The organism is Acetivibrio cellulolyticus CD2 (assembly GCF_000179595.2).
Lineage (GTDB): Bacteria > Bacillota > Clostridia > Acetivibrionales > Acetivibrionaceae > Acetivibrio > Acetivibrio cellulolyticus.
Genome location: NZ_JH556659.1, coordinates 306,245 through 328,125 on the forward strand (window position 1 = coordinate 306,245; position 21,881 = coordinate 328,125).

Here is a 21,881-nt window from a genome sequence, read left to right on the forward strand (position 1 = left end):
CGGTTTGCTTTGTCAATTTAAACAAAAAACCGTCTGTTCCTTTTTGGTAACCCATAGGGGAATCGAACCCCTGTTTCCACCGTGAGAGGGTGGCGTCTTAGCCGCTTGACCAATGGATCATATTTACATTTGCTTATTATACACCTATCGGAAAGATTTATCAATAAAATTTTGAAAAAGTGAGAACCTCTTGTTACCATAGTTGCGTGATGTGAAAATAGTGTTTTTTAGTTTTTTAGAAATACAGAAGGGATAAGAAATATTCTGACTAGCATATAATGTAAAAAAATGATAAAGTATTATTGGTTGGAACTGTTGGAAGATAAGGAAAATTGAGGAGGTAAGTATTGTGAGAAAATGGGTTACAAAAAACCAATATACTATATATCAACTTTTAAAAGGAGGCTCAAGCGTTTTTGCAGTATCCAACGGAAATAGCCTGCTAATTGTTGATACCAGCTTAAAACCTGGTTGGAAGGAATTATGCAGAAATATTGACAGTTTGACTGCAAACAATGAGAAGGTAACTGCACTTATAATAACTCATGCCCATAATGACCATACTGAAAATGCAGCAGACTTAAAAGAAAAATACAAGTTAAAGCTGATTGCTCATAAAAATGAAGCAAAGTACATTACATCAGGAGACAGCTCTATTCCAGAAGGAACAAATGCTTTGACAAGATTTATTGCCAATTCATTCATGAAAACGGAAAGTGGAAAATTGCGGATGAAATATAAACCTGCTGTAGTTGATATAGAGGTCGAGGACAAATATGATTTGAGTTCTTTTGGGTTCAATGCCTATATTATTCATACACCGGGTCATACCTATGGTTCAATGAGTATAATTGTCGACAATGAAATTGCATTAGTTGGGGATGCAATGTCAGGTCTTTTTAATTCCATATGTCCACCATTTGCACTGGACACCAAGCTAATGGCTGAGAGCTGGAAACGGCTGCTGGACACCGGATGCTCAGTATATCTCCCATCCCATGGTACAGAAGATAGCAGAGAATTTGTTTCAAAGCAGTATGAAAAATATAGCTTGTAAAGAGTTGTTTGAGTATTTGTGTTTCGTTTTATATGGATTATAAAATTAAATATAAAAGAAAACCTATGATAAATAATATACAGGATAGTTTTGAAAATAGATTTGCCAGCCGGGTTATATCTTCTGATTTGTGGAAAATAGAAAAACCCAGCGATGATAATCCCAAAAAGCATGCTAGCATTGACAATACAAAAGGTATCGGAGAAATAAAAGTAGAATGTATATTTTCGTAATAGTGCGATCCCCCAGAATTAAGTGCTACAAATATTCCTGCTAGCATTCCGATAATAGATGTTATAATTATTTTTTTCATAACTTTAAATTGCCTCCTTCAAGATTAAAAATAAGAATACTACTTTATATTGATATGCAAAAAATAAATTGTTGTGTTCCTGGAGTTGGTGTCAAGTGAATTTATGCTTTACATAAAACCAGATCTTTTATTGTTGGGGTTGGTAATTTATAATTTGATATTTAACAGATATAAGTAATTTGACGATATAGTTTTATATATGTTTTAATAAAGAGGAGTAGACTAGAAACGTTTTTTATGAGGAAAAGCATGATTTCATATGATATTAAACACCAAGATTATTTGTATCTTCAGGTAAAGATAAATTAATATCATAAGGTTAAAAACAAAAAATAGGGAGGTCCCATATGTGGTCAAGAGCAGAACTTAAAGAGAAAGCAAAAGCAGTATTGAAAACAAATTATTGGGAAGCACTTTTAGTTAGTATAGTTATTGCATTAGCTGGCGGAAGCAATAGCGGAGGAGGCGGTGGAGGAAGCGGCGGAAGCGGAAGTACTAGTGATTATTCAGGCACCAATTCATCCCTTTTTTCAGGCGACGGTATTTTTTCAAATTGGGGAGTCATACTGCTCATTGTTTTGGTAGTAGTGGTTCTGTTAATTTTAGCTTTTCGAGTATTTGTGGGATATTCTTTAGAGGTTGGTGGAAGAAGGTATTTTATAAAATCAGCTCAATATGAGGACAACAAAAAATGCTTCAGATTTGCATTTCAGGGAGAAACTTATTTAGGAATAGTATCAACAATGTTTCGTAGGGCTGTGCAAAATTTTCTATGGTATTTGGCACTGATTGTACCTGGGATTATTAAAAGATATGCTTATAGAATGGTTCCTTATATTCTAGCCGATAACCCAAATATAGGGAGTAAAAGAGCAATTGAACTGAGCATTGAAATGACTAACGGACATAAAATGAATATGTTTGTTTTGGACTTGTCTTTTATTGGATGGTATTTATTAGGGTTGCTAGCTTGTTGTGTGGGTATGGTGTTTGTATTGCCATATGAAAATGCTACTAATGCTGAGCTATATTTAGTACTTCGAAAAAATGCTCTTGATACAGGTATGTGCAGGTATGATGAATTGATGTTAAATTATCAGCGCCCGGATGATGGGATTGGTTTGCTATAATTCAATCTAGCGTAAATAATAAAATCTTGTTATAGTACAGTATTTACACTGAAAGCCTTATAAGATGTAAAACAAGGGGCACTGCGTTCTGTAGTGTCCCTTGTTATAATATGTTGACGATATTTGGAATTGATTGTATAATTAAATTAATGCAGTATTATGCAATTATAAAGCGAAAGGAGTTGTTTTGATGTCTGTAAAAAATGTTGAGGTGGTTTTTAACTAATTTAATATTGGCACAGGTTCGCGTGTATACCTAAAACAGGTTTTATTTGTGTTACCTATGCAGCTTCTTTCGAGCAACCTGAATCGTGTATTTATCAAATAGCACACGCAAATTGGTAGCGTGTTTTTTTATTGCTTTTAAACAAAGTGAGGAGACGCATCTCTGTAAATGGGAGGTCTCTTTTAAACCCGCAGGTGGTCGTTATCTGCGGGATTTTTATATGCTTTAATATGAGATTTTGAACCAATGAACAGAAAAAATTATAAAGGAAGGATTTATATAATGAGTATAAATAGTTACGGATGGGATGAATATTTTGAACATGAATGGAAGCAAATATGCGCTGAGAGAATGTTTCGGGGAAGGATAGTGGCAGACTACGGTCAAATGCTGCGGGTGGCTTCCGAAGAGGGAGATATTCTTGTAAGCAGATCAGTAAGGAAGGCAGATAAAGATATGCAAATTGCGGTGGGTGATTGGGTTGCATTGGAGTATGTGGCAGAAAACCAATTACCATGCATACGAAGTGTTTTTAATAGAAAAACAAAGTTTTCAAGGGCAGCGGCAGGAATTGAAGTAAAAGAGCAGGTTGTTGCAGCAAATGCTGATACAGTGTTTCTTATTCAGTCACTCAATAGGGATTTCAACATGAAGAGGCTGGAAAGGTATATGATTGCAGCGTGGGAAAGTGGTGCGCTACCGGTAGTTGTATTGACAAAGGCAGATTGCTGTGACGATGTGGCTGATAAAGTGGCAATTGTGTATAATACTGTACCGGGAGTGGATGTTTACGCTATAAGCAGCATAACGGGAGAAGGTATCGAAGGCATAAGAAAATACCTTGCACCTGGGAAAACTGTAACTTTACTTGGATCTTCCGGTGTTGGTAAATCGACATTAATTAATACTTTGGCCGGTAAGGAACTTTTCAAAACCCAGGAAATCCGTGAGGATGACAGTCGAGGAAGACATACAACTACCCATAGAGAACTTTTACTTTTACCTGGGGGAGGATTGATTATGGATACACCTGGAATGAGAGCTTTATCTCTATGGGAAGCAGATACTGGCATGGAGATTATGTTTGGTGATGTTGAGGAACTGGTAGAACTATGCCGTTTCCATGACTGCAAACATGAGAATGAACCAGGGTGTGCTGTAAGAGAAGCCCTTAGCACAGGAAAACTGGAAATGGGAAGGTGGGAAAGATGGCTGAAATTACAAAAGGAACTGGCTCATATTGAAGCCAAGAAAGAAGGTAAGCTAAGACTTCAGGAGAAGCAATGGGGCAAACAGATAGCGAAGCTTCAGAAGCAGCTTGGAAAGCATAAGGGGTAAGGAAAGGACTTAAAGTTGCAGCAGAAACGATTATGTTGTAATTGTATTGACAAGTTGGAAAAGATATGAAAAAATTGTTTAAAAGTGAGTATGCATAAGAGCTAAATTGCTTGAGCTGCATAGAGGCTTTCAAACCTTACACGATGGGATATATGCCCACGGAGTCACGTATATATGATTCTGTGGGCTATTTATTTAGTTAAGGAAGAGGAGGAGAGTATATGTATAACTTATCAGAACGGTTAAAAACGGAATTAACAAAAATGGGGGCTTCACTTGTTGGTTTTGCTGACCTGAGGGATTTGCCTGAAAATCAAAGAGATGGTTTTAATTATGGTATTTCCATTGCAGTTGCTTTAGATCCGGCAATAATAAATGGATTGGGAAATGGTCCTACAAAAGAATACTATGATGAATATAAAAGAATAAACAGTTTGCTTGACAGTTTGGATATAAAAGCTGGAGAGATAATCAAGGATGGTGGGTTTAATGCTTTACCGAAGACCAGGGCAAATGTCAGCATTGAGTATAAGGATCACTCTACAATCCTTCCGCATAAAACTGTTGCTACGAGAGCTGGCATTGGGTGGATAGGTAAGAGTGCGCTGCTGGTTACAGAAAAATACGGATCTGCTGTCAGGATTTCATCAGTATTAACCGATGCTCCGTTAGAAGTTGATAAACCAGTCAACCAATCAAATTGCGGAACATGTGACAATTGTGTCAGGAATTGTCCGGCAGGTGCACTTTCGGGGGATTTATGGTTTGCAGGTAAGGAGCGTGAAACATTTTACAATTATAAAGCCTGCAGAAATAAAGCTATTGAAAGAACCTGGAGGATTTCACCGGGAGAAACACATTGCGGCCTGTGCATTCTTGTATGTCCGAAAACAAAGAATTACATTTCGTCTTCTGGGATAAAATATAGTTTTCCCTCAGTTGATATTGCTGTAAATGGAGACCTTGAGGAAATACTGGTACTTCAAAAGCTTGCATATCAGGAAAATGCAAGCAGGTATAATGATTATGAAATCTCTCCGCTTATGCAGACACTTAAAGATTTGCAGGAAGAGGCAAAATCAAAGATAATTTTGAAGGTTGTCCAGGACAGAAGAATTGTTGGGTCTGTGAGGGCTTTTGAAAAGGATGGTACCTGTTATATTGGCAAATTGATCGTACATCCTGATTATCAGAACAGAGGTATAGGTAAAAAGCTTGTTGGTGCTATTGAAAAGTGTTTTGGGGGAGTAAGGTATGAGCTTTTTACGGGGCATTTGGACGAAAAGAACCTCTCATTTTATTCAAAGTTGGGCTATAAAACGTATAAGACTGAATGTGTCAGCGACGAATTGAAGTTAATTTATTTAGAGAAGTAGGGCGTTTATCAGATAGTTGAATAGTGCGATATAAAGAAAATATAGTGGTACTTTTTATATTATACATATGCTATAATATTAAAATATAATTTAACGTAGAAGGGGTGCTAATAACTAAAATGCAAAATATTGATAATACAGAATATATTGAATTGTTAAAAAAAGCAGAAAAATCTGTAATGTATGTAACTAACAGGCCGGAAATAATTTTTACAAAAGGGGAAGGTTCATACTTATGGGATAGTAATGGAAATAAATATTTAGATATGATAGCAGGTTGGGCGGTATGTTGTTTAGGACATTCCTCTCCTGTAATGGTTGAAGCTATGACACAGCAGGCAAAAGTGCTTATAAACCCTAGCCCGGCATTCTATAACAAGCCTGCGATTGAGTTTGCAAGCTTGCTTACGGAAATTTCATGTATGGATAAAGTTTTCTTTATTAATTCTGGTGCTGAGGCAAATGAGGGTGCTATCAAACTTGCAAGAAAGTATGGCCAAAAATATCTTAATGGTGCATATGAAATAATAACTACCTGGAATAGTTTTCATGGAAGAACGTTAGCTATGATGGCAGCTTCAGGGAAAAAGAAATGGGAAAATCTTTTTGAGCCAAAACCAAAGGGATTTAAAAGAGTAAACTACAATGATATTGAAGATCTTAAGCAAGCTATTTCCAAAGACACTTGTGCTTTTATGCTCGAACTTGTACAAGGAGAAGGTGGTGTAGTAGCAGCTGACAAAACATACATAAAACAAGTTAGAGAACTTTGTGATAAAAATAATATTTTGCTTATTGTAGATGAGGTACAAACCGGATTGGGTAGGCTAGGGCATATGTTTGCATATGAGAGCTATGGTATCGAACCGGACATAATGACTCTTGCAAAAGGAATTGGAGGAGGATTTCCGCTCTCAGCAACGTTAGCTAAGGACAAGGTATGCTGTTTTGAAGCTGGAGATCAAGGCGGTACATATTGTTCCACACCATTAGCAACTGCAGTAGGGAAAGCAGTAGTTGATGAAATTATTAAGTCAGACCTGTGTAATAATGCAAAATTAGTGGGAGAATATTTCATAGGACAACTAAATAAGTTAAAAGAAAAGTATAGCTTTATAAAAGAGATTAGAGGAAGCGGATTGCTGCTTGCAATCGGGTTACATAAAGAAGTTGCTAACCAAATAAAAGATGAATGTATGAATAAATTCCTATTAGTGAATGCTCCAAATGATAGCACTATTAGATTTATGCCTCCTTTAAATATATCTAATACTGAAGTTGATGAAACAATAAGTATTTTAGATGAAATTTGCAGCCATATTTCTTAAAATCGCTTTGAAAGAGGTGTAAAATGAAATTAGAAGGTGTGTATGTTGCTGTTGTTACTCCATTTGAAAATGGTAAAATAGCAGAGAAAACATATGAAGAATATTTAGAGAAATTAATACAGTCAGGAATTGCTGGAATTGTTGTTTGCGGAAGTACCGGGGAATCTTCTATGATTACAATGGAAGAGCATACTAGTCTTTTTAGGCTTTCCAAGGAAATTGTAAATAACAGAATACAAGTTATTGCAAATGCAGGAGCTAATTCAACTGATGAAGCTGTTTACTTAACGAAAGAAGCTGAAAAGACTGGGGTTGATGCAGTACTGTCTGTAGTTCCTTATTATGTAAAACCTACTCAAGAAGGTATATTCCTGCATTATAAGGCTATTCATGATGAAACTGACAATATTCCGTTAATTATATATAATGTGCCAGGTAGGACAGCAGTTGATATTAAAGTTGAAACTGTAGTTAGGTTATCTTCGTTAGAAAGATATATTGGTATTAAGGAATCTTCTTCTGATATGGAAAAGGTAAGTAATTTGGTAGCGCAAACAAAACCAAACTTCAGCGTTTTATCAGGTAATGACGGTACATTTTTGCCATTGCTGGCAGTTGGTGGGCACGGCATAATATCTGTTATTGGGAATATAATGCCAAAAGAACTGGTTGCGCTATACAATAGCGTGAAGAAGGGCGATTTGAATACAGCTATTGAAATCAATACAAAAATGTTGCCTCTTTTCCAAGCTCTTTCCTTTGAAGCAAATCCAATACCTGTGAAATATGCTTTGTATAAGATGGGACAGGTTTCTAGCGAATTAAAGCTGCCACTTACTATGTTAAGCGAGACATATCAGAAAAAGATGGATCAGGTATTAAAAGATTTGTCATTGATATAATAAATTTAAGGAATAGCTGAAGTTATGGCTTTGACAGAAAAAGGGCAAGAAATTGAAATGAATATAAATATCATATAGGTGATGATAAAATGGTTATATCCGATAATGCAAGCGGTTATTGTATAGTTAATGGTGAAATTAAAGCAGTAGATGAACTGAAATTATTAAATAGCGATAAAATGGTATATGAAGTTGTTAGGGTTATAAGTAGTGTACCTCTTTTCCTTGAAGACCACTTTAAAAGGTTGGAAAATTCTCTAAATTTAATAGGAACTGAGTGCTCATGTGATATAAAAACTATAAGAGAATGTATAACAAAACTGACTTTTGTAGAACAAGCTAATAATTTTAATGTGAAGCTTATTATATCAGTTTTAGATTCCATACAGACGCTTGTAGTATATACCAGTAAGTCTTACTATCCAACAAATGAAGAGTATTCAAAAGGAGTATTGGTTAATCTGCTTAACTTGGAAAGAGAAACTCCTAATATTAAAAAAATAAACTACAATTACACCAATACTATACGTGAGAAAATCTCTGAGACAAAAGCTTTTGAGCTTTTATTAGTGAATTCAAGTAATCAAATTCTTGAAGGCAGTAAGTCAAATGTATTTTTTGTTCAAGATAAAAAAGTATTAACAGCTCCAAATAATCTCGTTTTAGTAGGAATAACCAGATGCTTTGTTGTGGATATATGTCATAGAATGGGATTTGAATTGAGTGAGACTTGTTTAACTGTCAATGATCTTTCAAGTATTGATGCTGTATTTTTAACAGGCACTTCTATAAAAGTACTGCCGGTAAAAAGCGTTGACAATTATTATTATGAGTCATCTACCAATTCTATAGTAAATTCTATTCAGCATGAATACGATAATATTATCAATCAATATATTCAAGATAATTGTATCAAGTAAGGATTGATTGGCAAATTCGAGTATAATTGGATTTTTTGGGATAGAGTTTCATTGCTTTTACAAACCCCAAAAATTATGGTGTCTTAAATGTAGACACTATAGTTTTTGGGGTTTAATTTTAGCTGAGATTAGTTAAACTCAAGGACTGTATTGTTGTCCTCTTCACCTGTATCGGTATATGCTGAATTCAAAAGGAAGCCTAAAGATTGGGTCATAGGATCTGATGAACCAAGCATACCTTGGGAAATTGCACTTACTATAGGGTTTGCTTCTTCATCTCCTTCATACTGTTGAACCCTTGCCTCAATCAATAGATCATTAATAGTCATAGGTGTTAATGAAGGTGCGGGCTGAATGTTTAAAGTGTTCACAGCTGCCGCATAAGCTTGTTCTTGTGTCACAGAAGGATTCATTTGCCTTATAAGAGATGAAAGCATGGAGGGTATCGAGGCTTTTAATCCTGTTCTAAGAAAATTGCATGAATATTCCTCAAAAGGGACTCCATCAGTGTCATAGTCAATACTTTTTATGGTTTTTGATTCTACAGTCAGGTTATTTTTTGTGAGATCAACAATACGATACGGGCATGGATAAGAGACAAGTGAGCCTGTTTCAATATCATATATTTTGTTGCCTGCAGACGTTGTTTTGCTTGTAATGTCCTGTGCATGATAATGTCCTGTAAATACAGCTTCCATACCTAAGTCAGCTAATTCTTCAGAAACATTCTCCCCATTGTCTATAACGAAATCTTTAAAATATTGTTTTTGCCCATCGAAATGCTCAAGTAAACCATGATGCATAAATCCTATTACTGTTTTTCCATTAGCTTTTGCTTCTGATACTTGCTGCTTTATCCAATTATATGTGCTGTCGCTAAACTTACCACCTGTTTCAGGTGCACTTTTACCTGCATTTTCATTATGTTTTGTCGAATCCATTGCAATAATCCTCAAGCCTCGTTCTGGCTCAACAACATAGGACAAAGAGTTTGGATCCTTTGAAATAGCTTCTGCATAGCCAAAATCTTTATATATTTTCTTAAATTGTTCCTGAGATATATTTTTTACCGCTATTGTTTTATCACCTGAATATGAACTTGATGAAGGATTGTTTATATCATGATTGCCTGGAACTACAAATACTTTCTTACCAGCTTTCTCGAGCTTTTTTAACAGTTTTGAAAACTGCTGATGGGAAAGCTTTTCTCCATCCTTTGTTAAATCTCCACTTATAAGTACTATCTTGGCATCACTTTCCTTTATTTCATCAATAGCAGATTTTGAAATGGCACTACTTTCTGCAAGAAGTTTTGTATCCTGTGCCAGGTAGGCATCAAATGCAGCTCCTGATGTGCCGAGTTCTGGTGCGTAGTAATGTGTATCCGAAAGTACTGCGATTTTTGCGTTTTCAAATTTGTGTGGTTTTTTACAGCTTTGTGAAAATTGAATTTCCATTCCTGAATCGGAAATTGAAGCTGCGCTTACACCTCCAGTATTAAAATTACTAAAAGGTATAAAGCCACCAATTAGCGCAGATACAATAAACGTAGATATTACCTTTTTAGAAATACTGGTTTCCTTATTAAAAATTCCCATAGTTATGCCCCCCTGGCTTATAATGTAATTTTACGCATAATTGTACCATTTTAAAGAATTTGCAACAATAGATATTTAATTAAGAATTTATTAATTTTGGTTCTAAAATAAGGAAGTGCTATAATTCCTTTTCGTTGGAGTAGAATGTGATTGTCACTATTTTATTTTTGTATGAATAAGGTTGGATACTATGATATAATATTGCAGAATATTAAGATTGTAAATGAAAGGAATTCTATATTATGAATGATGCGAACAATTTAACGCAAAAATCAATTGTAAAAACAATTATTTTAATTGGCGTAGTACTATTAATAATTCTGAATTTTGCCGGGGTCATTAATATAGTAAGAAACATATATGGAGTTGTTTTCCCTTTGTTGCTTGGCGGTGGAATTGCCTACGTTCTTAACTTATTAGTAGTGCTATATGAAAAAATATATTTTCCTAAGAGCAAAAATAAAGTAATTATTAGCAGTCGCAGGGGAATAAGTATACTTCTATCAATTTTAACAATTGGAGTATTTCTGTTATTTTTCCTGATTATACTTATTCCACAGGTTAATCAATTTATTGATTTGCTTATAGAAAGATTCCCTGCCATATATGAAAGCGTAGTTGCATGGGCGAATCAATATGCTGATCAGCTTCCGGTATTACAAGAGAAGTTAAATGGACTTAATATGGATGGTAAGACAGCTCTGGAGAAAGGTTCAAAAATACTGGGCAGCTGGGCTGGGGGAACGGTTTCCTTAGTGGGGACGATATTTGGCAAGATTATGAGTTTTATATTGGCTTTATTTTTTTCCATCTATATTCTTTTTAGTAAGGAAGACCTTAAATATAAGTTTGAGAAATTGATAAATACATTTATGAGGGCAGATAGAAGGAAAAAATTATATAATGTTTTACGGACGGCGAATGAATCGTTTTCAAGCTATATTGTAGGTCAGTGCAAAGAGGCTGTTATCATCGGTGTATTGTGTACTCTTGGGATGGTGATATTTGGTTTTCCATATGCAACCGTGATTGGGCCAGTTATTGGAATGACTGCATTGATTCCAATGGTTGGTGCGTATATTGGCGCAGCTATAGGCTTTTTGTTAATCGTAACTGATGACCCAATAAAGGCTTTATTGTTTATTTTATTCATTGTTATTCTTCAACAGGTTGAAGGAAACTTAATTTACCCAAAAGTTGTTGGCGAAAGTGTAGGGCTTCCGGGGATATGGGTATTTGCTGCAATTACTGTTGGGGGCGGATTGCTTGGAATTTCCGGTATATTGTTTGGTGTACCGATTTTTGCTACAATTTACAAGCTGGTGAGCCAATCTGTAAATGAAAGACAGAAAGCAAGGAGAGAGGGGTAAAGGCTTTGTAGCTCTATAAGGTTTCAAAAATATTGATAGGGTTATTAAGTCTGTTTATAACTTTAAGGCCTCCGACGATTAAGCAGGTCAAATGAATATGATAAAGGATGAGTATCCGCTGCCGCAAACTGCTATTTATGGTGTGCATACCATGAAATTTATAGAGAAGGAATGTTTTATTTGAAATATCGCTCAAATAAAACATTCCTTTTTTAGTTTTATAAAGCTTATTGTGCGAAATAAAGAGAACAAGTGAGATATTTGAACGTAATTTGGCATAACTACACTTGGGAATTGTAGATTGACAATATCAAACAGACATCTTGCTTTCTATTTCTAGCATATATATATATAATATAGATTATCGCTCTACAATACACATAGTATTTGTCGATTATATCAATTTAAATATTAGAAACGGGGGGTAAATGTGTGAATAAAAAGATTTTGGCTATTTTACTTGTTGTAGTTTTTGTAGTGTCAAATGTTGGAGTCTTTTATGCGAAGGGGTATAGGAGTTCGGGGAGATCCAGGAGCTCTTCAAAAAGTTCTTCTGTGTCTAGAAGCATAGGAGGGTATTCGGGATCATCTCAGTCAAAAAAAAGCTCTCAAGGATCTACAACAAAGAGCAGAAGTATTCCAGGGAAGTCGACAACCAGCAATGGGTATTCAGGCAGTTCCAAGCAAAGTACATCGGGGTATGCAGGAACTTCAAAAAGTAAGACTTCAACTTCAGACAGCATAAAAAAATCCAAGATGGAGAGTGCTTTTAAAAACGCAGACTCTAAAAGAAGTTATACCACTTACAAACAAAACCTGAACGGCGAACAGAAAAAAGTTTATGATTCGTCCATGAAAAAAAGCTTTAATAATGTAAATAGAATGGATTTTGATTATGCAATGAATACTAGAACCCAAAGAATTAATACTTTTGGAGCAAGACCAGTTATTATCAATGTAAACAGGGGGATTTTTGGAGGTTCGTTATCATACGGTTCAGCTTATGTAGGGATATGGGATCTATGGTTTCTTATGAGGGCTTCTGATATGTTCTGGTTTCACCATTGGCATGAAATAAGTCCTTACAGGAATTATTTTGATGAGGTCAAATATGCTCAAATGGAGGCTAGAGTGGCAGCGTTAGAGGCACAGGGAAATGTAAGGAATACTGATTACATTGATCCAGATGTTGATCCAGATCTCCAATTTTCTAAAGAATATCAGCAACAAAACTTGAACAATGTTTATAGTTCAAAAGATACTTCAGAGTCTTCTAATAACCCAGTTGCTTTGATAATTATTCTTGGTGGTGCGGCAGTACTGCTGATAATAATTGTCAAAAGAGTCTCAAGACCAAAAAACAGAGCAGCCTTTAGCAGCAGGATCTATTAATGAATATAAAAAAACATGTGATTTCTATTAAAACTATGCAACCGGGAGGGGTTGGTTAGATGTTTGATTTATCAGATCGAAGTAAAAAGGTGTTCAATCCACTTAATGTTAATGCAAATTCAATTATTGAGTTTAGTGCAGGTCCCTTATCTAATAATGGCATTTACAGGTTTAAAAAGATAGTAGAATTTAGTATCAATGAAAGTAAATATTCCAGATATCTGCTATATTCAAAGGTAGATGACGATGAGTATGTAATGGAGGTACATACAGGAAATAACAACTGTATTGAAACATACATCTATTACTTAAGTGATACGGTACCTTTTTCAGAGGAATTTTTGGAAGTAGTTGGGCAAAAATTCCTTACCACACCTGATGGCTTTGAGTTTGAGAGAACTATAATGCCATATAAAGAAGAAAGAATTGATGGTGCACAAGCAAAGGTTAAGATATATGATATTGAAACGGATAGGACTGAAAAACAACTTGTGGTAAACTTGTGGGATTACCAAAGAGATGCTGAGGGAATTACTGAATACCTGAACATTGAGATGTCTGAGGAAACAGGTTTATTTAAAATATTTGTTGGTGAGGGGATTGAAGATATATTTTACAAGATATATCAATCATAAAATTTTAAATTCTATTATTCATAGGAGGTTTAGAAAATGGATTTCAATTCAATTCTAAAATTTGTGTGGCAGGATGCATTATTTAGTTTTATTATTATAGCTATAAGCTTTTGTTTAGGATGGGTTCTTTATGACAAGGTAATTCTCCGTAAAATAAAATTAAGTGAAGCATTATTTGATAAAGATAATTTTGCAGCTTGGGTGGAGTTCATCGGGGCCTTTATCTTCCCAGCTCTTTACCTTGCTGCTAAAGCAGTTTCCGGTTCGGTAAGTGATAACATCTGGATAGATCTTTTAGTGAGCGGTGTTTATGCTGTTTCATATGTTGTTATGTTTGCAGTACTTCGCTTATTATCAGGAAAGATTGTAAAATTTATTGGTACGGAAGACAGCCATGGCAAGGTTGAGCTAAACAATGAAATTTATGTTCAGAAGAATGTTGCTGCATCATTGTTTTCCGTTGCTTTGTCAGTTATATTTGCAAACATAGTAACTTTTCTCGATGTACTACCGCAATATTTCCCCATATCAGTACTAAAAATGCTTGGAATATTTGTTCTTACAACACTGGCAATCATAGTTTATTTTGTAATTTTAAGAAGAAGAACTACGCTTTTTAAAGAGTTATTTGTGGATAACAATATCGCTGCCGGTATTCATTTTGTTGGATTTGTATTTGCAATACAGACTATTTTGTGTAATATTTTTACCTATGGTGATGAATTCGATTTTACACTTGCTTTAGTTATGAGCCTTGCTGCTTTAACCTTATTTGGAATAATATCATTCGTTCTAAAATCAATTTTTTGTAAGATAGTTAAAATTGGCCTTTATAAGGAGATATTCGAAGAAAACAATAAAGGTGCAGCATTAGGACAAATAGCATTATATATAGGTGTTGCGAATATCATTGTTAATTTCTTAAAATGATGTGATTTCCAATGGTGGGAATGATTCCTATTGTAATAAGCAGAAATATGTGGAGTTTAGTAAGAAAAACAAATATCTGAGGCTGTGAGGAGTGTTTTCTAATTTATTCCTCACAGTCCTATGAAGTCAATACTACTAATGACAAATCTCAACTTTCTGCTTCATATCTTTGTTAAGGGTTATTTTATCATATTTAAAACTAAATATTCAAAGCTATTCTACCTATGTTTATTATAGATCTCAAAGGCATAATTCCCTATATCTCTTGAAGAATTTGGGTTAGCGAGTATTTCTTCTATAATCTTTAATAAATCATATTCTTTATATTTCTTTTGCCCTGTGTTCAAAATTCTGTTTAGCATAGTAAGTGTAAATTTTGTTGGTTTTCTTCTTAATGAATTTATTAATTCTTCCTCATAACCTATAGAATCCTCAAGAGTATGAACAATAGTCCACATTGTCTCATTGTAGTTATTTGGATACCGCTCAAACACTTTATACATTGACTCAAAAGCAGGCATAGCATCATTAACATCTAACAGTTCAGCAAGTATATTATCTATTTCGATAAAGCTCCCGCCTTCAGGTGTAAATACATCTAATCTTTTTATAACCCTGTTAACTATTTTATCCATATTCAACCCCCTTCATTTAGCGCTAACTTTATATCCCAGTAACATAAAAAGCTTATCCATAAAACAATCTTCTTCCAATTTGCTCTTCTTAACTTAATCATTCAACTTTTCCTTTTTAGGATTAGATTTTCTATAATAAAAATATGTATCACTTACCATATTGGCTTGTTTATGTCCGATAGGAATTCTTTTTTCAAACAATTCAAATCCGCATTTTTCTGCCAAATTATGAGATGGTACATTTTCTTTATCAATTGTCAAAATTAAATACGGAACATCTGAATTTGTAAAACACCAGTCTACCAAAGCAGAAGTAGCTTCACTTCCATAACCTTGTTTATAATAATCATTAGAAATAAAGTAGGCAACTTCTACTTCATTTAATGAATCCTCTAATCCCATTCCTACCATACCAATCATTTTATCCGTATCTTTTAATGCAACAACATATCTCTTGTTCTCATAGATATCAGTTGAATTTTTCTGTGTTTGATGCCAATCGATATACCCGTAGTAAGATTCAGGAGAACTACCAGCTTCAGACCAATCTCTCATAAATCGCACAATGTTTTCTTGTCTAACTATCTTAAACAGGTCTTCTGCATCTCTTCTTTCAAAGTCTCTTATTATTAGTCTGTTTGTTTCTATTCTCATTATCTTAAATCCTCCAATTTTAGGTTCTTATCATATAAAATGCATAAGTGAATTAACTAAATCTTTAAAGCCTGATTTCAAAACCGGCCCAAGGATGCGCCGTCTTCCTATTCAAATACCGGTCTCATAAAACTTCTCTCATAACTTATAATACATCTTGTTTTTTCTGCATATTCAAATGCTACCTGACAATCTTTATCTGTAAGAATATTTTTACGATACTCCTCATATTTGGCAAGGTCTGGGAAACTAAATAAAGCATAAGCTATATTATTTGCTCCTTCATATGGCATGAAATATCCATGATGTACTCCACCCATTCTATTAACAATAGTTATCCATATCTTACCATATTCTTCGAATTCCTTTGATTTGTAAGGGTCTATTATATACTTTAAGTAACAAGTTACCATCATTGCACCTCTTGATTCAAATTTTGTACTAAGTAAAATTTACTTTTGACCAAACCCAAATACATTAACTACAAACCCAATTACTATTAAAGCAACACCTGTCAAAAATAAAAAAATATTTTCATTAGAACCAATAAAAATGGTTATTAATACCGCTCCTATAATAGTGATTTCTATCCCTAGGAGCATTAACTGGGTAGAAGTTTTGCCTATTTCTAGTTTACCTAGAATGACTATTGTTAAAAATGCTGCAATGATAGCAACTGCAATTTCCATGACTAAACACCTTCCCTAAAATAGATCTACTAATATTATACCGCAAAAATATACGCTCGATAGCCACTCGTACCTAAGATAAAAGGAAAAAGGTCTTCTAAATCAACATGTGAAAAACCTGTCCAAGAATTAGAGCCCCTTAATTAGAATCTATTACTAACTGTCTCAATTGAGTATATAGCATCTTTACACAAAGAGTATTCAACCTTTGACTTCATTAACTCAATAAGTGTTGGGAAACCTATATAATGCATATGAACTTTAATCTTTGTTTTATCAGTTATCAACGCCAGTTCAAGCATTGATTTACTGAAGCCCACTTTCTTTATGTCATTCCACATAATTACTTTTTGCTTTCCTGTTATACCAATATACGTTATCTTTTCTTCGTTAGCCTCAATTTTAACTCTTTTTGCAACTAAAACTAGTGGCACACTTAAGCCTAGAAATAATAAGACAAGGCCGATAACAATAAATAAATCTTGGTTTGATTTCACAGTTCCTAAACTTGCAATAATACCAATTATAGCGGTAAAAGCTATACCAATATATCCAATAATCGCATAAGCTTTGTTCATTTTTAGAATAATAGTACCTTCCTCATTGATGATTGGCTGTTTTTTAGAACTTGCTAATAAGTACTTCATCAAAACAGAAACAACTACAACAATTATCACAGTGCTAATATAATTCACTTTGACCCCTCCAACCTTTTATCAATCTTTATACAATTATACCAAAAAGACACTAATTGTAAAACCTTGTTTTTTCAAGGTTATATTATTAATTTTACTATTGAGCATTGCTACGTAACAGGGGTTTCATATTGATATACCTTATTTAGAAGTATAATAAAATAATTAAGATAATTCATTAGTTGATTATAGTATAATGTGTATATATAAACAAAAATGAACGATTAGAGAATGGGGGATTTTGAATGGGACTTCTTCGTGAAATATTTGGACCAAGCAGAAAGGAAATTTGGCAGGTGCTATCGGAGCAAATGGGCAGTGAATATATTGAGGGAGGCTTTTTTTCAGGGGATAAAGTAGTTGCACATGTAAAGGAATGGATTGTAACTATGGATACATATACAGTATCAACTGGTAAATCCAGTGTAACATATACCAGGATTAGGGCGCCCTATGTAAATAAGGACGGATTCAGATTCAAAATATACAGAAGTGGGGCGTTTAGTGAAATTGGGGCGTTCCTGGGGATGCAGGATGTTGAAGTGGGATTTGAAGAGTTTGACAGAGAGTTTGTTATAAAAGGAAATGACGAACAAAAGTTAAAAGATTTGTTTTTAAATACACAGATAAGGAGTCTTATTGAAATTCAACCAAGATTCCATCTTGAAGTAAAGGATGATGAAGGCTGGTTTGGAGCTGGTTTTCCAGATGGAGTTGATGAATTGTATTTTTTGGTTCCAGGGGTTATAAAGGATATAGATTTGCTAAAAGCTCTTTTTGAGGTGTATTCAGAGATACTGAATCAATTATGCATTATAGGCTCGGCATACGAAAGCGATCCTGGAGTCACGTTAAAATGAGGAGTTCTACTCTAATACATTTGACAACTTGTGTTAACTTGTGCTAAAATACATCAACATAATAAAAAATGGACAGGGGAGCTTGTGTAGCAGGCTGAGAGGAAGTTAGCAACTTCGACCCTTACACCTGATTTGGGTAATGCCAACGTAGGAAGTAGTACAATTGCGTATTTGCGGGAAATGCCTAATGGTGTTTCCTGCTTTTTGTTTTCCTGTTCATGAAGTAAAGGGGATGGAATTTTTGAAAGAGATTAAGTATTTGATCATGGAGTGATATGGTTTGGCGCAGCGGTATCTATTATGATTATTGCTGCTGTACTTTGTATTATTGTGAATAAATAAAACTAACTGGAGGGGAAAAGCATGTTTAATGAAATGCTTGAAAATATTAAGAAGACACATCCGCTTGTGCATTGTATAACCAATTATGTTACAGTGAACGACTGTGCCAACATTTTGATTGCCTGTGGCGGTTCTCCAATTATGTCGGACGATACGGGTGAAGTTGAAGAGATTACTTCTATTTGCGGCGGCCTGGACTTAAACATCGGAACACTTAATAAGAACACCATTCCGTCTATGTTTTTGGCTGGAAAGCGGTCAAATGCGCTGGGGCATCCTGTCATTCTTGATCCTGTAGGAGCAGGAGCATCAAATCTTCGCACTGAGACAGCGCAAAAGCTGCTGGACGAGGTGAAATTCACTGCGATCCGCGGGAATATTTCAGAAATTAAAGCGCTTTCACAGGGAAAAGGAACAACAAGGGGTGTTGATGCTGATGTTGCAGATACTGTAACAGACGAGACTCTTGAAGGTGCAGTTGCTTTTGCAAAGGCATTTTCAAAAAAGACAGGTGCAGTGATAGCAATTACAGGTGCAATTGATATTGTAGCAGATGAAAAAAATGCTTACATTATCCGAAACGGTAATTCGATGCTGGCACAAATTACTGGAAGTGGCTGCATGCTGACAGCAATGACAGGAGCATATTTGGTTGCCAATCCAGGCAGAGTACTCGAAGCAACTGCTGCAGCAGTATGTGCAATGGGACTTTGTGGTGAATTGGCTTTTGAAAGGTTGGAAAAAATCGGCGGTGGAAATTCTACATACAGAAATTATTTGATTGATGCGGTTTACAGCCTTGATGGTGAAACTTTGATGCGAGGTGCTAAATATGAAATTAAGTAAACAAGCAATGCTTTTGTATGTAGTGACAGACCGTGCATGGCTTGGTGAGCATACTCTTGCTGAACAGGTAGAAAAAGCATTAAAAGGTGGTGCAACCTTTATTCAACTACGAGAAAAGGAGTTGGATTACGATTCCTTTTTGGCTGAAGCCAAAGAAATCAAAGTGCTATGTGAACGCTATCACATTCCGTTTGTCATCAATGACAATGTAAATGTGGCAATTGCATGTAATGCTGACGGCGTACATATAGGACAAAGCGATATGGAAGCTAGGAATGTGCGTGAAATGCTGGGGGAAGGCAAAATTATCGGAGTTTCTGCACAGACTGTGGAGCAGGCAATTCTTGCTGAACAGCATGGAGCAGATTACATCGGTGTTGGGGCGGTGTTTTCTACCTCAACAAAATCTGATGCAGATGCGGTTTCTCAGGAAACACTGAAAGCAATTTGCAATTGTGTAAATATACCGGTGGTTGCAATCGGTGGAATTGGTGCACATAATATTTTGGAGCTTTCGGGAACAGGTATTGACGGGGTTGCGGTTATTTCTGCTGTTTTTGCACAACCGGATATCAGGGGAGCAGCGGAAGAACTTCTAAGGCTTTCAGAGAAAATGGTGAAATACGAAAATAAAAGCACGGCTAAGGAAAAATAAATAAGGAGATTCGAATGATGATAAAGAAAGTATTAACCATTGCTGGCTCTGACTGTAGCGGCGGAGCTGGTATTCAGGCAGATATAAAAACAATTACAGTGCATAGGATGTATGCGATGAGTGCAATCACTGCGTTGACCGCACAAAATACAACAGGCGTCTACGGAGTTTTGGAGGCAACTCCTGAATTTGTTGCTCAGCAGATTGACTGCATATTTTCAGACATTCGTCCTGATGCAGTTAAAATAGGAATGGTTTCAAACAGCCGGATTATTGAAGTTATTGCAAACAAGCTGATTGAGTATAATGCAGAAAACATTGTTGTTGACCCCGTTATGGTTGCTACAAGCGGCAGCCGCCTTCTCTGTGACGAAGCGATGGAGACACTGATTACAAAACTGCTTCCTCTCGGTACAGTTATCACACCTAATATTCCGGAGGCGGAAACACTATGTGGCTTTAAGATTCAGAACGGATCTGATATGATAAAGGCTGCAGAAAAGATTTCGAATATGGTAAGCGGTGGAATACTGATTAAAGGTGGACATTTTGAAAGTACTGCCGATGATTTACTATATATTGGCGGGAAAACTCATTGGTTTAAAGCTGAACGCGTGAACAACCCTAATGCGCATGGAACAGGATGCACATTATCATCTGCTATCGCCTGCAATCTCGCTGATGGCTATACTTTAGAGCAAAGTGTTGAAAATGCAAAAAGGTATATTACAGGTGCACTCAAGGCGGAACTGAATCTTGGGGAGGGCAGCGGACCTCTAAAGCATACATACAATATATAACTAGCATGACAAAGAAGTTTTTGAATGGTCCGTATATAAATCACATTTTAAATCTGCCGGGATCATACTGCCCGGCTTCCTTTATGCCCGAAATTACTGTTTTGAGCATTTAGCAAGAAACCCAAACTAGAAAGTGGAAATATCTGCATAAAATCCCCACAATGCAGTTTGGGATTAGATTACAAGCAAAAGTTCTGCGTGCAGAACTTTTTATCCTAAATTATACCTATTCACAAATTCATTTATCGCAGTACTTAACTGTGCAAGCTGATTTTTAAGGTTTTCTTTTTCTTCATCACTAGAAATAACAATGTTTGACTTGCTTAGTTTCCCGGTCAAACTTTTTATAAAACCAAGAGCCAGTTTATAGTTTTCCTTCCCATCTTTTTCGGCATCTTTGGGTTCTTCTGTTTCAGGCTTGTAATTTGTCAGCTTGTTATATGCGTTAATTTGGCCTTCTTCACTCCGCATTCTTGCGATTTTTACAAGTTCTCGTTTGGCTAACTCAGGGTTTGCTTTGTACCTTTCCTTGATAGTGTCGGACAGTTTGTTTATACTAAGTGTTTCACTGATGGTATTTGGGGCTTTGTTAAAAACCTCTGATAGTTTTTCATTTGAATACTTGTATTTGTCTTTTAAACGCTGGAACGCTTCTGCTTCTTCTAATGGAGTTAAATCCTGCCTTAAAATGTTTTCAACCAAGGCTACTTTATCTGCCTCGTTTCCGTCAATAACAATGGCTGGAATCTCGCTTAACTGAGCTTTTTTGGCTGCTTGATATCGTCTTTCTCCTGCTACTATTATTTTTTGACCACTTTCATTTACATAGTAGATTATGGGCTGCAATACACCATATTGTTTTATGGATTCTGCCAGCTCACTAAGTGCTGTTTCATCAAAATACTTTCTAGGCTGGTTTGGGTCAGGCTGAAACTCTGCAATTGGCGTTTTTAACTGTGAAATATCATTTGGCATGGTATCAACTCCTCGTAGTTTAATTATAAGAAGGTTATCGGATACTTTTTCCAAATAATATATACCTGATTTAAGCTAGTGTATAAGTGTTTCTGCAAATCTGCTTTAAGCCACTCACGAAGCAAAATTCTGGGCAAACCAATCCCCCATTTTTGAAGGACTGACGAAGACATTCTTAAAGAATCTACACAGTGGCTTATAAGCATCTGATATGC

Annotated in this window: 23 protein-coding genes, 1 tRNA gene and 1 riboswitch; of the genes, 16 read left to right on the forward strand and 8 right to left on the reverse strand. The window is 35.4% G+C overall.

Features of this window, described 5'->3' with window-relative positions:
* Positions 1-44: 44 nt before the first annotated feature.
* Positions 45-119 (reverse strand) — tRNA-Glu (locus ACECE_RS0221340).
* 230 nt (positions 120-349) lie between these two features.
* Between ACECE_RS0221340 and ACECE_RS0221345 the strand changes: the two genes are divergently transcribed.
* The 8 genes from ACECE_RS0221345 (at position 350) to ACECE_RS0221380 (ending at position 8,590) form a co-directional block, all read left to right on the forward strand.
* On the forward strand, positions 350-1,057 hold the full coding sequence (locus tag ACECE_RS0221345) for an MBL fold metallo-hydrolase (RefSeq protein ID WP_010250934.1): 708 nt from the start codon (positions 350-352) through the stop codon (positions 1,055-1,057).
* Between the two features lie 32 nt (positions 1,058-1,089).
* Entirely contained in the window at positions 1,090-1,290 is a 201-nt protein-coding gene (locus tag ACECE_RS0221350; RefSeq protein ID WP_010250936.1) for a hypothetical protein, read from the forward strand.
* A gap of 427 nt (positions 1,291-1,717) precedes the next feature.
* Positions 1,718-2,500, forward strand: a complete 783-nt coding sequence (locus ACECE_RS0221355; protein ID WP_010250938.1) for a DUF975 family protein — start codon at positions 1,718-1,720, stop codon at positions 2,498-2,500.
* 508 nt (positions 2,501-3,008) lie between these two features.
* Complete coding sequence (gene rsgA, locus ACECE_RS0221360; protein ID WP_040428907.1) at positions 3,009-4,064, forward strand: ribosome small subunit-dependent GTPase A; 1,056 nt, start codon at positions 3,009-3,011, stop codon at positions 4,062-4,064.
* A gap of 221 nt (positions 4,065-4,285) precedes the next feature.
* Positions 4,286-5,440 (forward strand): GNAT family N-acetyltransferase, encoded by a 1,155-nt coding sequence (locus ACECE_RS29750; protein ID WP_010250943.1) that lies wholly within the window; start codon positions 4,286-4,288, stop codon positions 5,438-5,440.
* A gap of 119 nt (positions 5,441-5,559) precedes the next feature.
* A complete protein-coding gene (locus ACECE_RS0221370) occupies positions 5,560-6,768 on the forward strand; it encodes an aspartate aminotransferase family protein (RefSeq protein WP_010250944.1) in 1,209 nt (402 codons plus the stop codon).
* A 23-nt stretch (positions 6,769-6,791) separates the two neighbouring features.
* Positions 6,792-7,670, forward strand: coding sequence for a 4-hydroxy-tetrahydrodipicolinate synthase (dapA, locus tag ACECE_RS0221375; RefSeq protein WP_010250947.1), 879 nt, complete (start codon positions 6,792-6,794; stop codon positions 7,668-7,670).
* 89 nt (positions 7,671-7,759) lie between these two features.
* Positions 7,760-8,590, forward strand: coding sequence for an aminotransferase class IV (locus ACECE_RS0221380; RefSeq protein WP_010250950.1), 831 nt, complete (start codon positions 7,760-7,762; stop codon positions 8,588-8,590).
* Positions 8,591-8,718: 128 nt separating this feature from the next.
* Here ACECE_RS0221380 and ACECE_RS29755 read toward each other — a convergent pair whose 3' ends face one another.
* Positions 8,719-10,188, reverse strand: a complete 1,470-nt coding sequence (locus ACECE_RS29755; protein ID WP_010250952.1) for a metallophosphoesterase family protein — start codon at positions 10,186-10,188, stop codon at positions 8,719-8,721.
* Between the two features lie 242 nt (positions 10,189-10,430).
* Between ACECE_RS29755 and ACECE_RS0221390 the strand changes: the two genes are divergently transcribed.
* The 4 genes from ACECE_RS0221390 to ACECE_RS0221405 all read left to right on the forward strand — a co-directional run bounded on the left by ACECE_RS0221390 (position 10,431) and on the right by ACECE_RS0221405 (position 14,515).
* Positions 10,431-11,558: an AI-2E family transporter gene (locus ACECE_RS0221390; protein WP_010250953.1), complete on the forward strand. Its 1,128-nt coding sequence runs from the start codon at positions 10,431-10,433 to the stop codon at positions 11,556-11,558.
* A 432-nt stretch (positions 11,559-11,990) separates the two neighbouring features.
* Positions 11,991-12,950 carry a hypothetical protein gene (locus ACECE_RS0221395; RefSeq protein WP_010250955.1) on the forward strand — a complete coding sequence of 320 codons (960 nt, stop codon included), beginning with the start codon at positions 11,991-11,993 and terminating at the stop codon, positions 12,948-12,950.
* A gap of 59 nt (positions 12,951-13,009) precedes the next feature.
* Entirely contained in the window at positions 13,010-13,585 is a 576-nt protein-coding gene (locus tag ACECE_RS0221400; RefSeq protein ID WP_010250957.1) for a hypothetical protein, read from the forward strand.
* Positions 13,586-13,621: 36 nt separating this feature from the next.
* Positions 13,622-14,515 carry a DUF350 domain-containing protein gene (locus tag ACECE_RS0221405; RefSeq protein ID WP_010250959.1) on the forward strand — a complete coding sequence of 298 codons (894 nt, stop codon included), beginning with the start codon at positions 13,622-13,624 and terminating at the stop codon, positions 14,513-14,515.
* Between the two features lie 218 nt (positions 14,516-14,733).
* Here the strand turns inward: ACECE_RS0221405 and ACECE_RS0221410 are convergent, their stop codons facing one another.
* From ACECE_RS0221410 to ACECE_RS0221435, 5 genes are all read right to left on the reverse strand, one after another.
* The gene (locus ACECE_RS0221410) at positions 14,734-15,150 is read right to left on the reverse strand and encodes a hypothetical protein (RefSeq protein ID WP_010250961.1); all 417 of its coding nucleotides are present in this window, start codon (positions 15,148-15,150) and stop codon (positions 14,734-14,736) included.
* A gap of 93 nt (positions 15,151-15,243) precedes the next feature.
* A complete protein-coding gene (locus ACECE_RS0221420; RefSeq protein ID WP_010250963.1) occupies positions 15,244-15,804 on the reverse strand; it encodes a GNAT family N-acetyltransferase in 561 nt (186 codons plus the stop codon).
* A 107-nt stretch (positions 15,805-15,911) separates the two neighbouring features.
* Positions 15,912-16,220: an NIPSNAP family protein gene (locus tag ACECE_RS0221425; protein WP_235715992.1), complete on the reverse strand. Its 309-nt coding sequence runs from the start codon at positions 16,218-16,220 to the stop codon at positions 15,912-15,914.
* Between the two features lie 36 nt (positions 16,221-16,256).
* Positions 16,257-16,493, reverse strand: coding sequence for a hypothetical protein (locus ACECE_RS0221430; protein ID WP_010250968.1), 237 nt, complete (start codon positions 16,491-16,493; stop codon positions 16,257-16,259).
* Between the two features lie 143 nt (positions 16,494-16,636).
* Positions 16,637-17,188 (reverse strand): hypothetical protein, encoded by a 552-nt coding sequence (locus tag ACECE_RS0221435; protein ID WP_010250970.1) that lies wholly within the window; start codon positions 17,186-17,188, stop codon positions 16,637-16,639.
* A gap of 245 nt (positions 17,189-17,433) precedes the next feature.
* Here ACECE_RS0221435 and ACECE_RS0221440 point away from each other — a divergent pair, with 245 nt between their 5' ends.
* From ACECE_RS0221440 to thiD, 4 genes are all read left to right on the forward strand, one after another.
* The gene (locus ACECE_RS0221440; protein WP_010250972.1) at positions 17,434-18,048 is read left to right on the forward strand and encodes a hypothetical protein; all 615 of its coding nucleotides are present in this window, start codon (positions 17,434-17,436) and stop codon (positions 18,046-18,048) included.
* Positions 18,049-18,112: 64 nt separating this feature from the next.
* A riboswitch (TPP riboswitch) is annotated at positions 18,113-18,219 on the forward strand.
* 192 nt (positions 18,220-18,411) lie between these two features.
* Positions 18,412-19,236 carry a hydroxyethylthiazole kinase gene (gene thiM / locus ACECE_RS0221445; protein ID WP_010250974.1) on the forward strand — a complete coding sequence of 275 codons (825 nt, stop codon included), beginning with the start codon at positions 18,412-18,414 and terminating at the stop codon, positions 19,234-19,236.
* A complete protein-coding gene (gene thiE, locus ACECE_RS0221450; protein WP_010250976.1) occupies positions 19,223-19,891 on the forward strand; it encodes a thiamine phosphate synthase in 669 nt (222 codons plus the stop codon). The genes thiM and thiE overlap by 14 nt, the downstream gene beginning before the upstream one ends.
* A gap of 17 nt (positions 19,892-19,908) precedes the next feature.
* Complete coding sequence (thiD, locus tag ACECE_RS0221455; RefSeq protein WP_010250978.1) at positions 19,909-20,691, forward strand: bifunctional hydroxymethylpyrimidine kinase/phosphomethylpyrimidine kinase; 783 nt, start codon at positions 19,909-19,911, stop codon at positions 20,689-20,691.
* 210 nt (positions 20,692-20,901) lie between these two features.
* Here the strand turns inward: thiD and ACECE_RS28495 are convergent, their stop codons facing one another.
* Positions 20,902-21,666 (reverse strand): ParB/RepB/Spo0J family partition protein, encoded by a 765-nt coding sequence (locus tag ACECE_RS28495; protein WP_010250980.1) that lies wholly within the window; start codon positions 21,664-21,666, stop codon positions 20,902-20,904.
* Between the last annotated feature and the right edge of the window lie 215 nt (positions 21,667-21,881).

Excerpts from the sequence above, each read along its gene's own strand:
- ACECE_RS0221425 (WP_235715992.1), bottom strand. The coding sequence starts at position 16,220 with ATGATGGTAACTTGTTACTTAAAGTATATAATAGACCCTTACAAATCA.
- ACECE_RS0221390 (WP_010250953.1), top strand. The coding sequence starts at position 10,431 with ATGAATGATGCGAACAATTTAACGCAAAAATCAATTGTAAAAACAATT.
- ACECE_RS0221430 (WP_010250968.1), bottom strand. The coding sequence starts at position 16,493 with ATGGAAATTGCAGTTGCTATCATTGCAGCATTTTTAACAATAGTCATT.
- thiD (WP_010250978.1), top strand. The coding sequence starts at position 19,909 with ATGATAAAGAAAGTATTAACCATTGCTGGCTCTGACTGTAGCGGCGGA.
- ACECE_RS0221410 (WP_010250961.1), bottom strand. The coding sequence starts at position 15,150 with ATGGATAAAATAGTTAACAGGGTTATAAAAAGATTAGATGTATTTACA.
- thiM (WP_010250974.1), top strand. The coding sequence starts at position 18,412 with ATGTTTAATGAAATGCTTGAAAATATTAAGAAGACACATCCGCTTGTG.
- dapA (WP_010250947.1), top strand. The coding sequence starts at position 6,792 with ATGAAATTAGAAGGTGTGTATGTTGCTGTTGTTACTCCATTTGAAAAT.
- ACECE_RS0221420 (WP_010250963.1), bottom strand. The coding sequence starts at position 15,804 with ATGAGAATAGAAACAAACAGACTAATAATAAGAGACTTTGAAAGAAGA.
- ACECE_RS29750 (WP_010250943.1), top strand. The coding sequence starts at position 4,286 with ATGTATAACTTATCAGAACGGTTAAAAACGGAATTAACAAAAATGGGG.
- ACECE_RS0221370 (WP_010250944.1), top strand. The coding sequence starts at position 5,560 with ATGCAAAATATTGATAATACAGAATATATTGAATTGTTAAAAAAAGCA.
- ACECE_RS0221355 (WP_010250938.1), top strand. The coding sequence starts at position 1,718 with ATGTGGTCAAGAGCAGAACTTAAAGAGAAAGCAAAAGCAGTATTGAAA.
- ACECE_RS29755 (WP_010250952.1), bottom strand. The coding sequence starts at position 10,188 with ATGGGAATTTTTAATAAGGAAACCAGTATTTCTAAAAAGGTAATATCT.
- ACECE_RS28495 (WP_010250980.1), bottom strand. The coding sequence starts at position 21,666 with ATGCCAAATGATATTTCACAGTTAAAAACGCCAATTGCAGAGTTTCAG.
- ACECE_RS0221400 (WP_010250957.1), top strand. The coding sequence starts at position 13,010 with ATGTTTGATTTATCAGATCGAAGTAAAAAGGTGTTCAATCCACTTAAT.
- ACECE_RS0221350 (WP_010250936.1), top strand. The coding sequence starts at position 1,090 with ATGGATTATAAAATTAAATATAAAAGAAAACCTATGATAAATAATATA.
- rsgA (WP_040428907.1), top strand. The coding sequence starts at position 3,009 with ATGAGTATAAATAGTTACGGATGGGATGAATATTTTGAACATGAATGG.
- ACECE_RS0221405 (WP_010250959.1), top strand. The coding sequence starts at position 13,622 with ATGGATTTCAATTCAATTCTAAAATTTGTGTGGCAGGATGCATTATTT.
- thiE (WP_010250976.1), top strand. The coding sequence starts at position 19,223 with ATGAAATTAAGTAAACAAGCAATGCTTTTGTATGTAGTGACAGACCGT.
- ACECE_RS0221440 (WP_010250972.1), top strand. The coding sequence starts at position 17,434 with ATGGGACTTCTTCGTGAAATATTTGGACCAAGCAGAAAGGAAATTTGG.
- ACECE_RS0221380 (WP_010250950.1), top strand. The coding sequence starts at position 7,760 with ATGGTTATATCCGATAATGCAAGCGGTTATTGTATAGTTAATGGTGAA.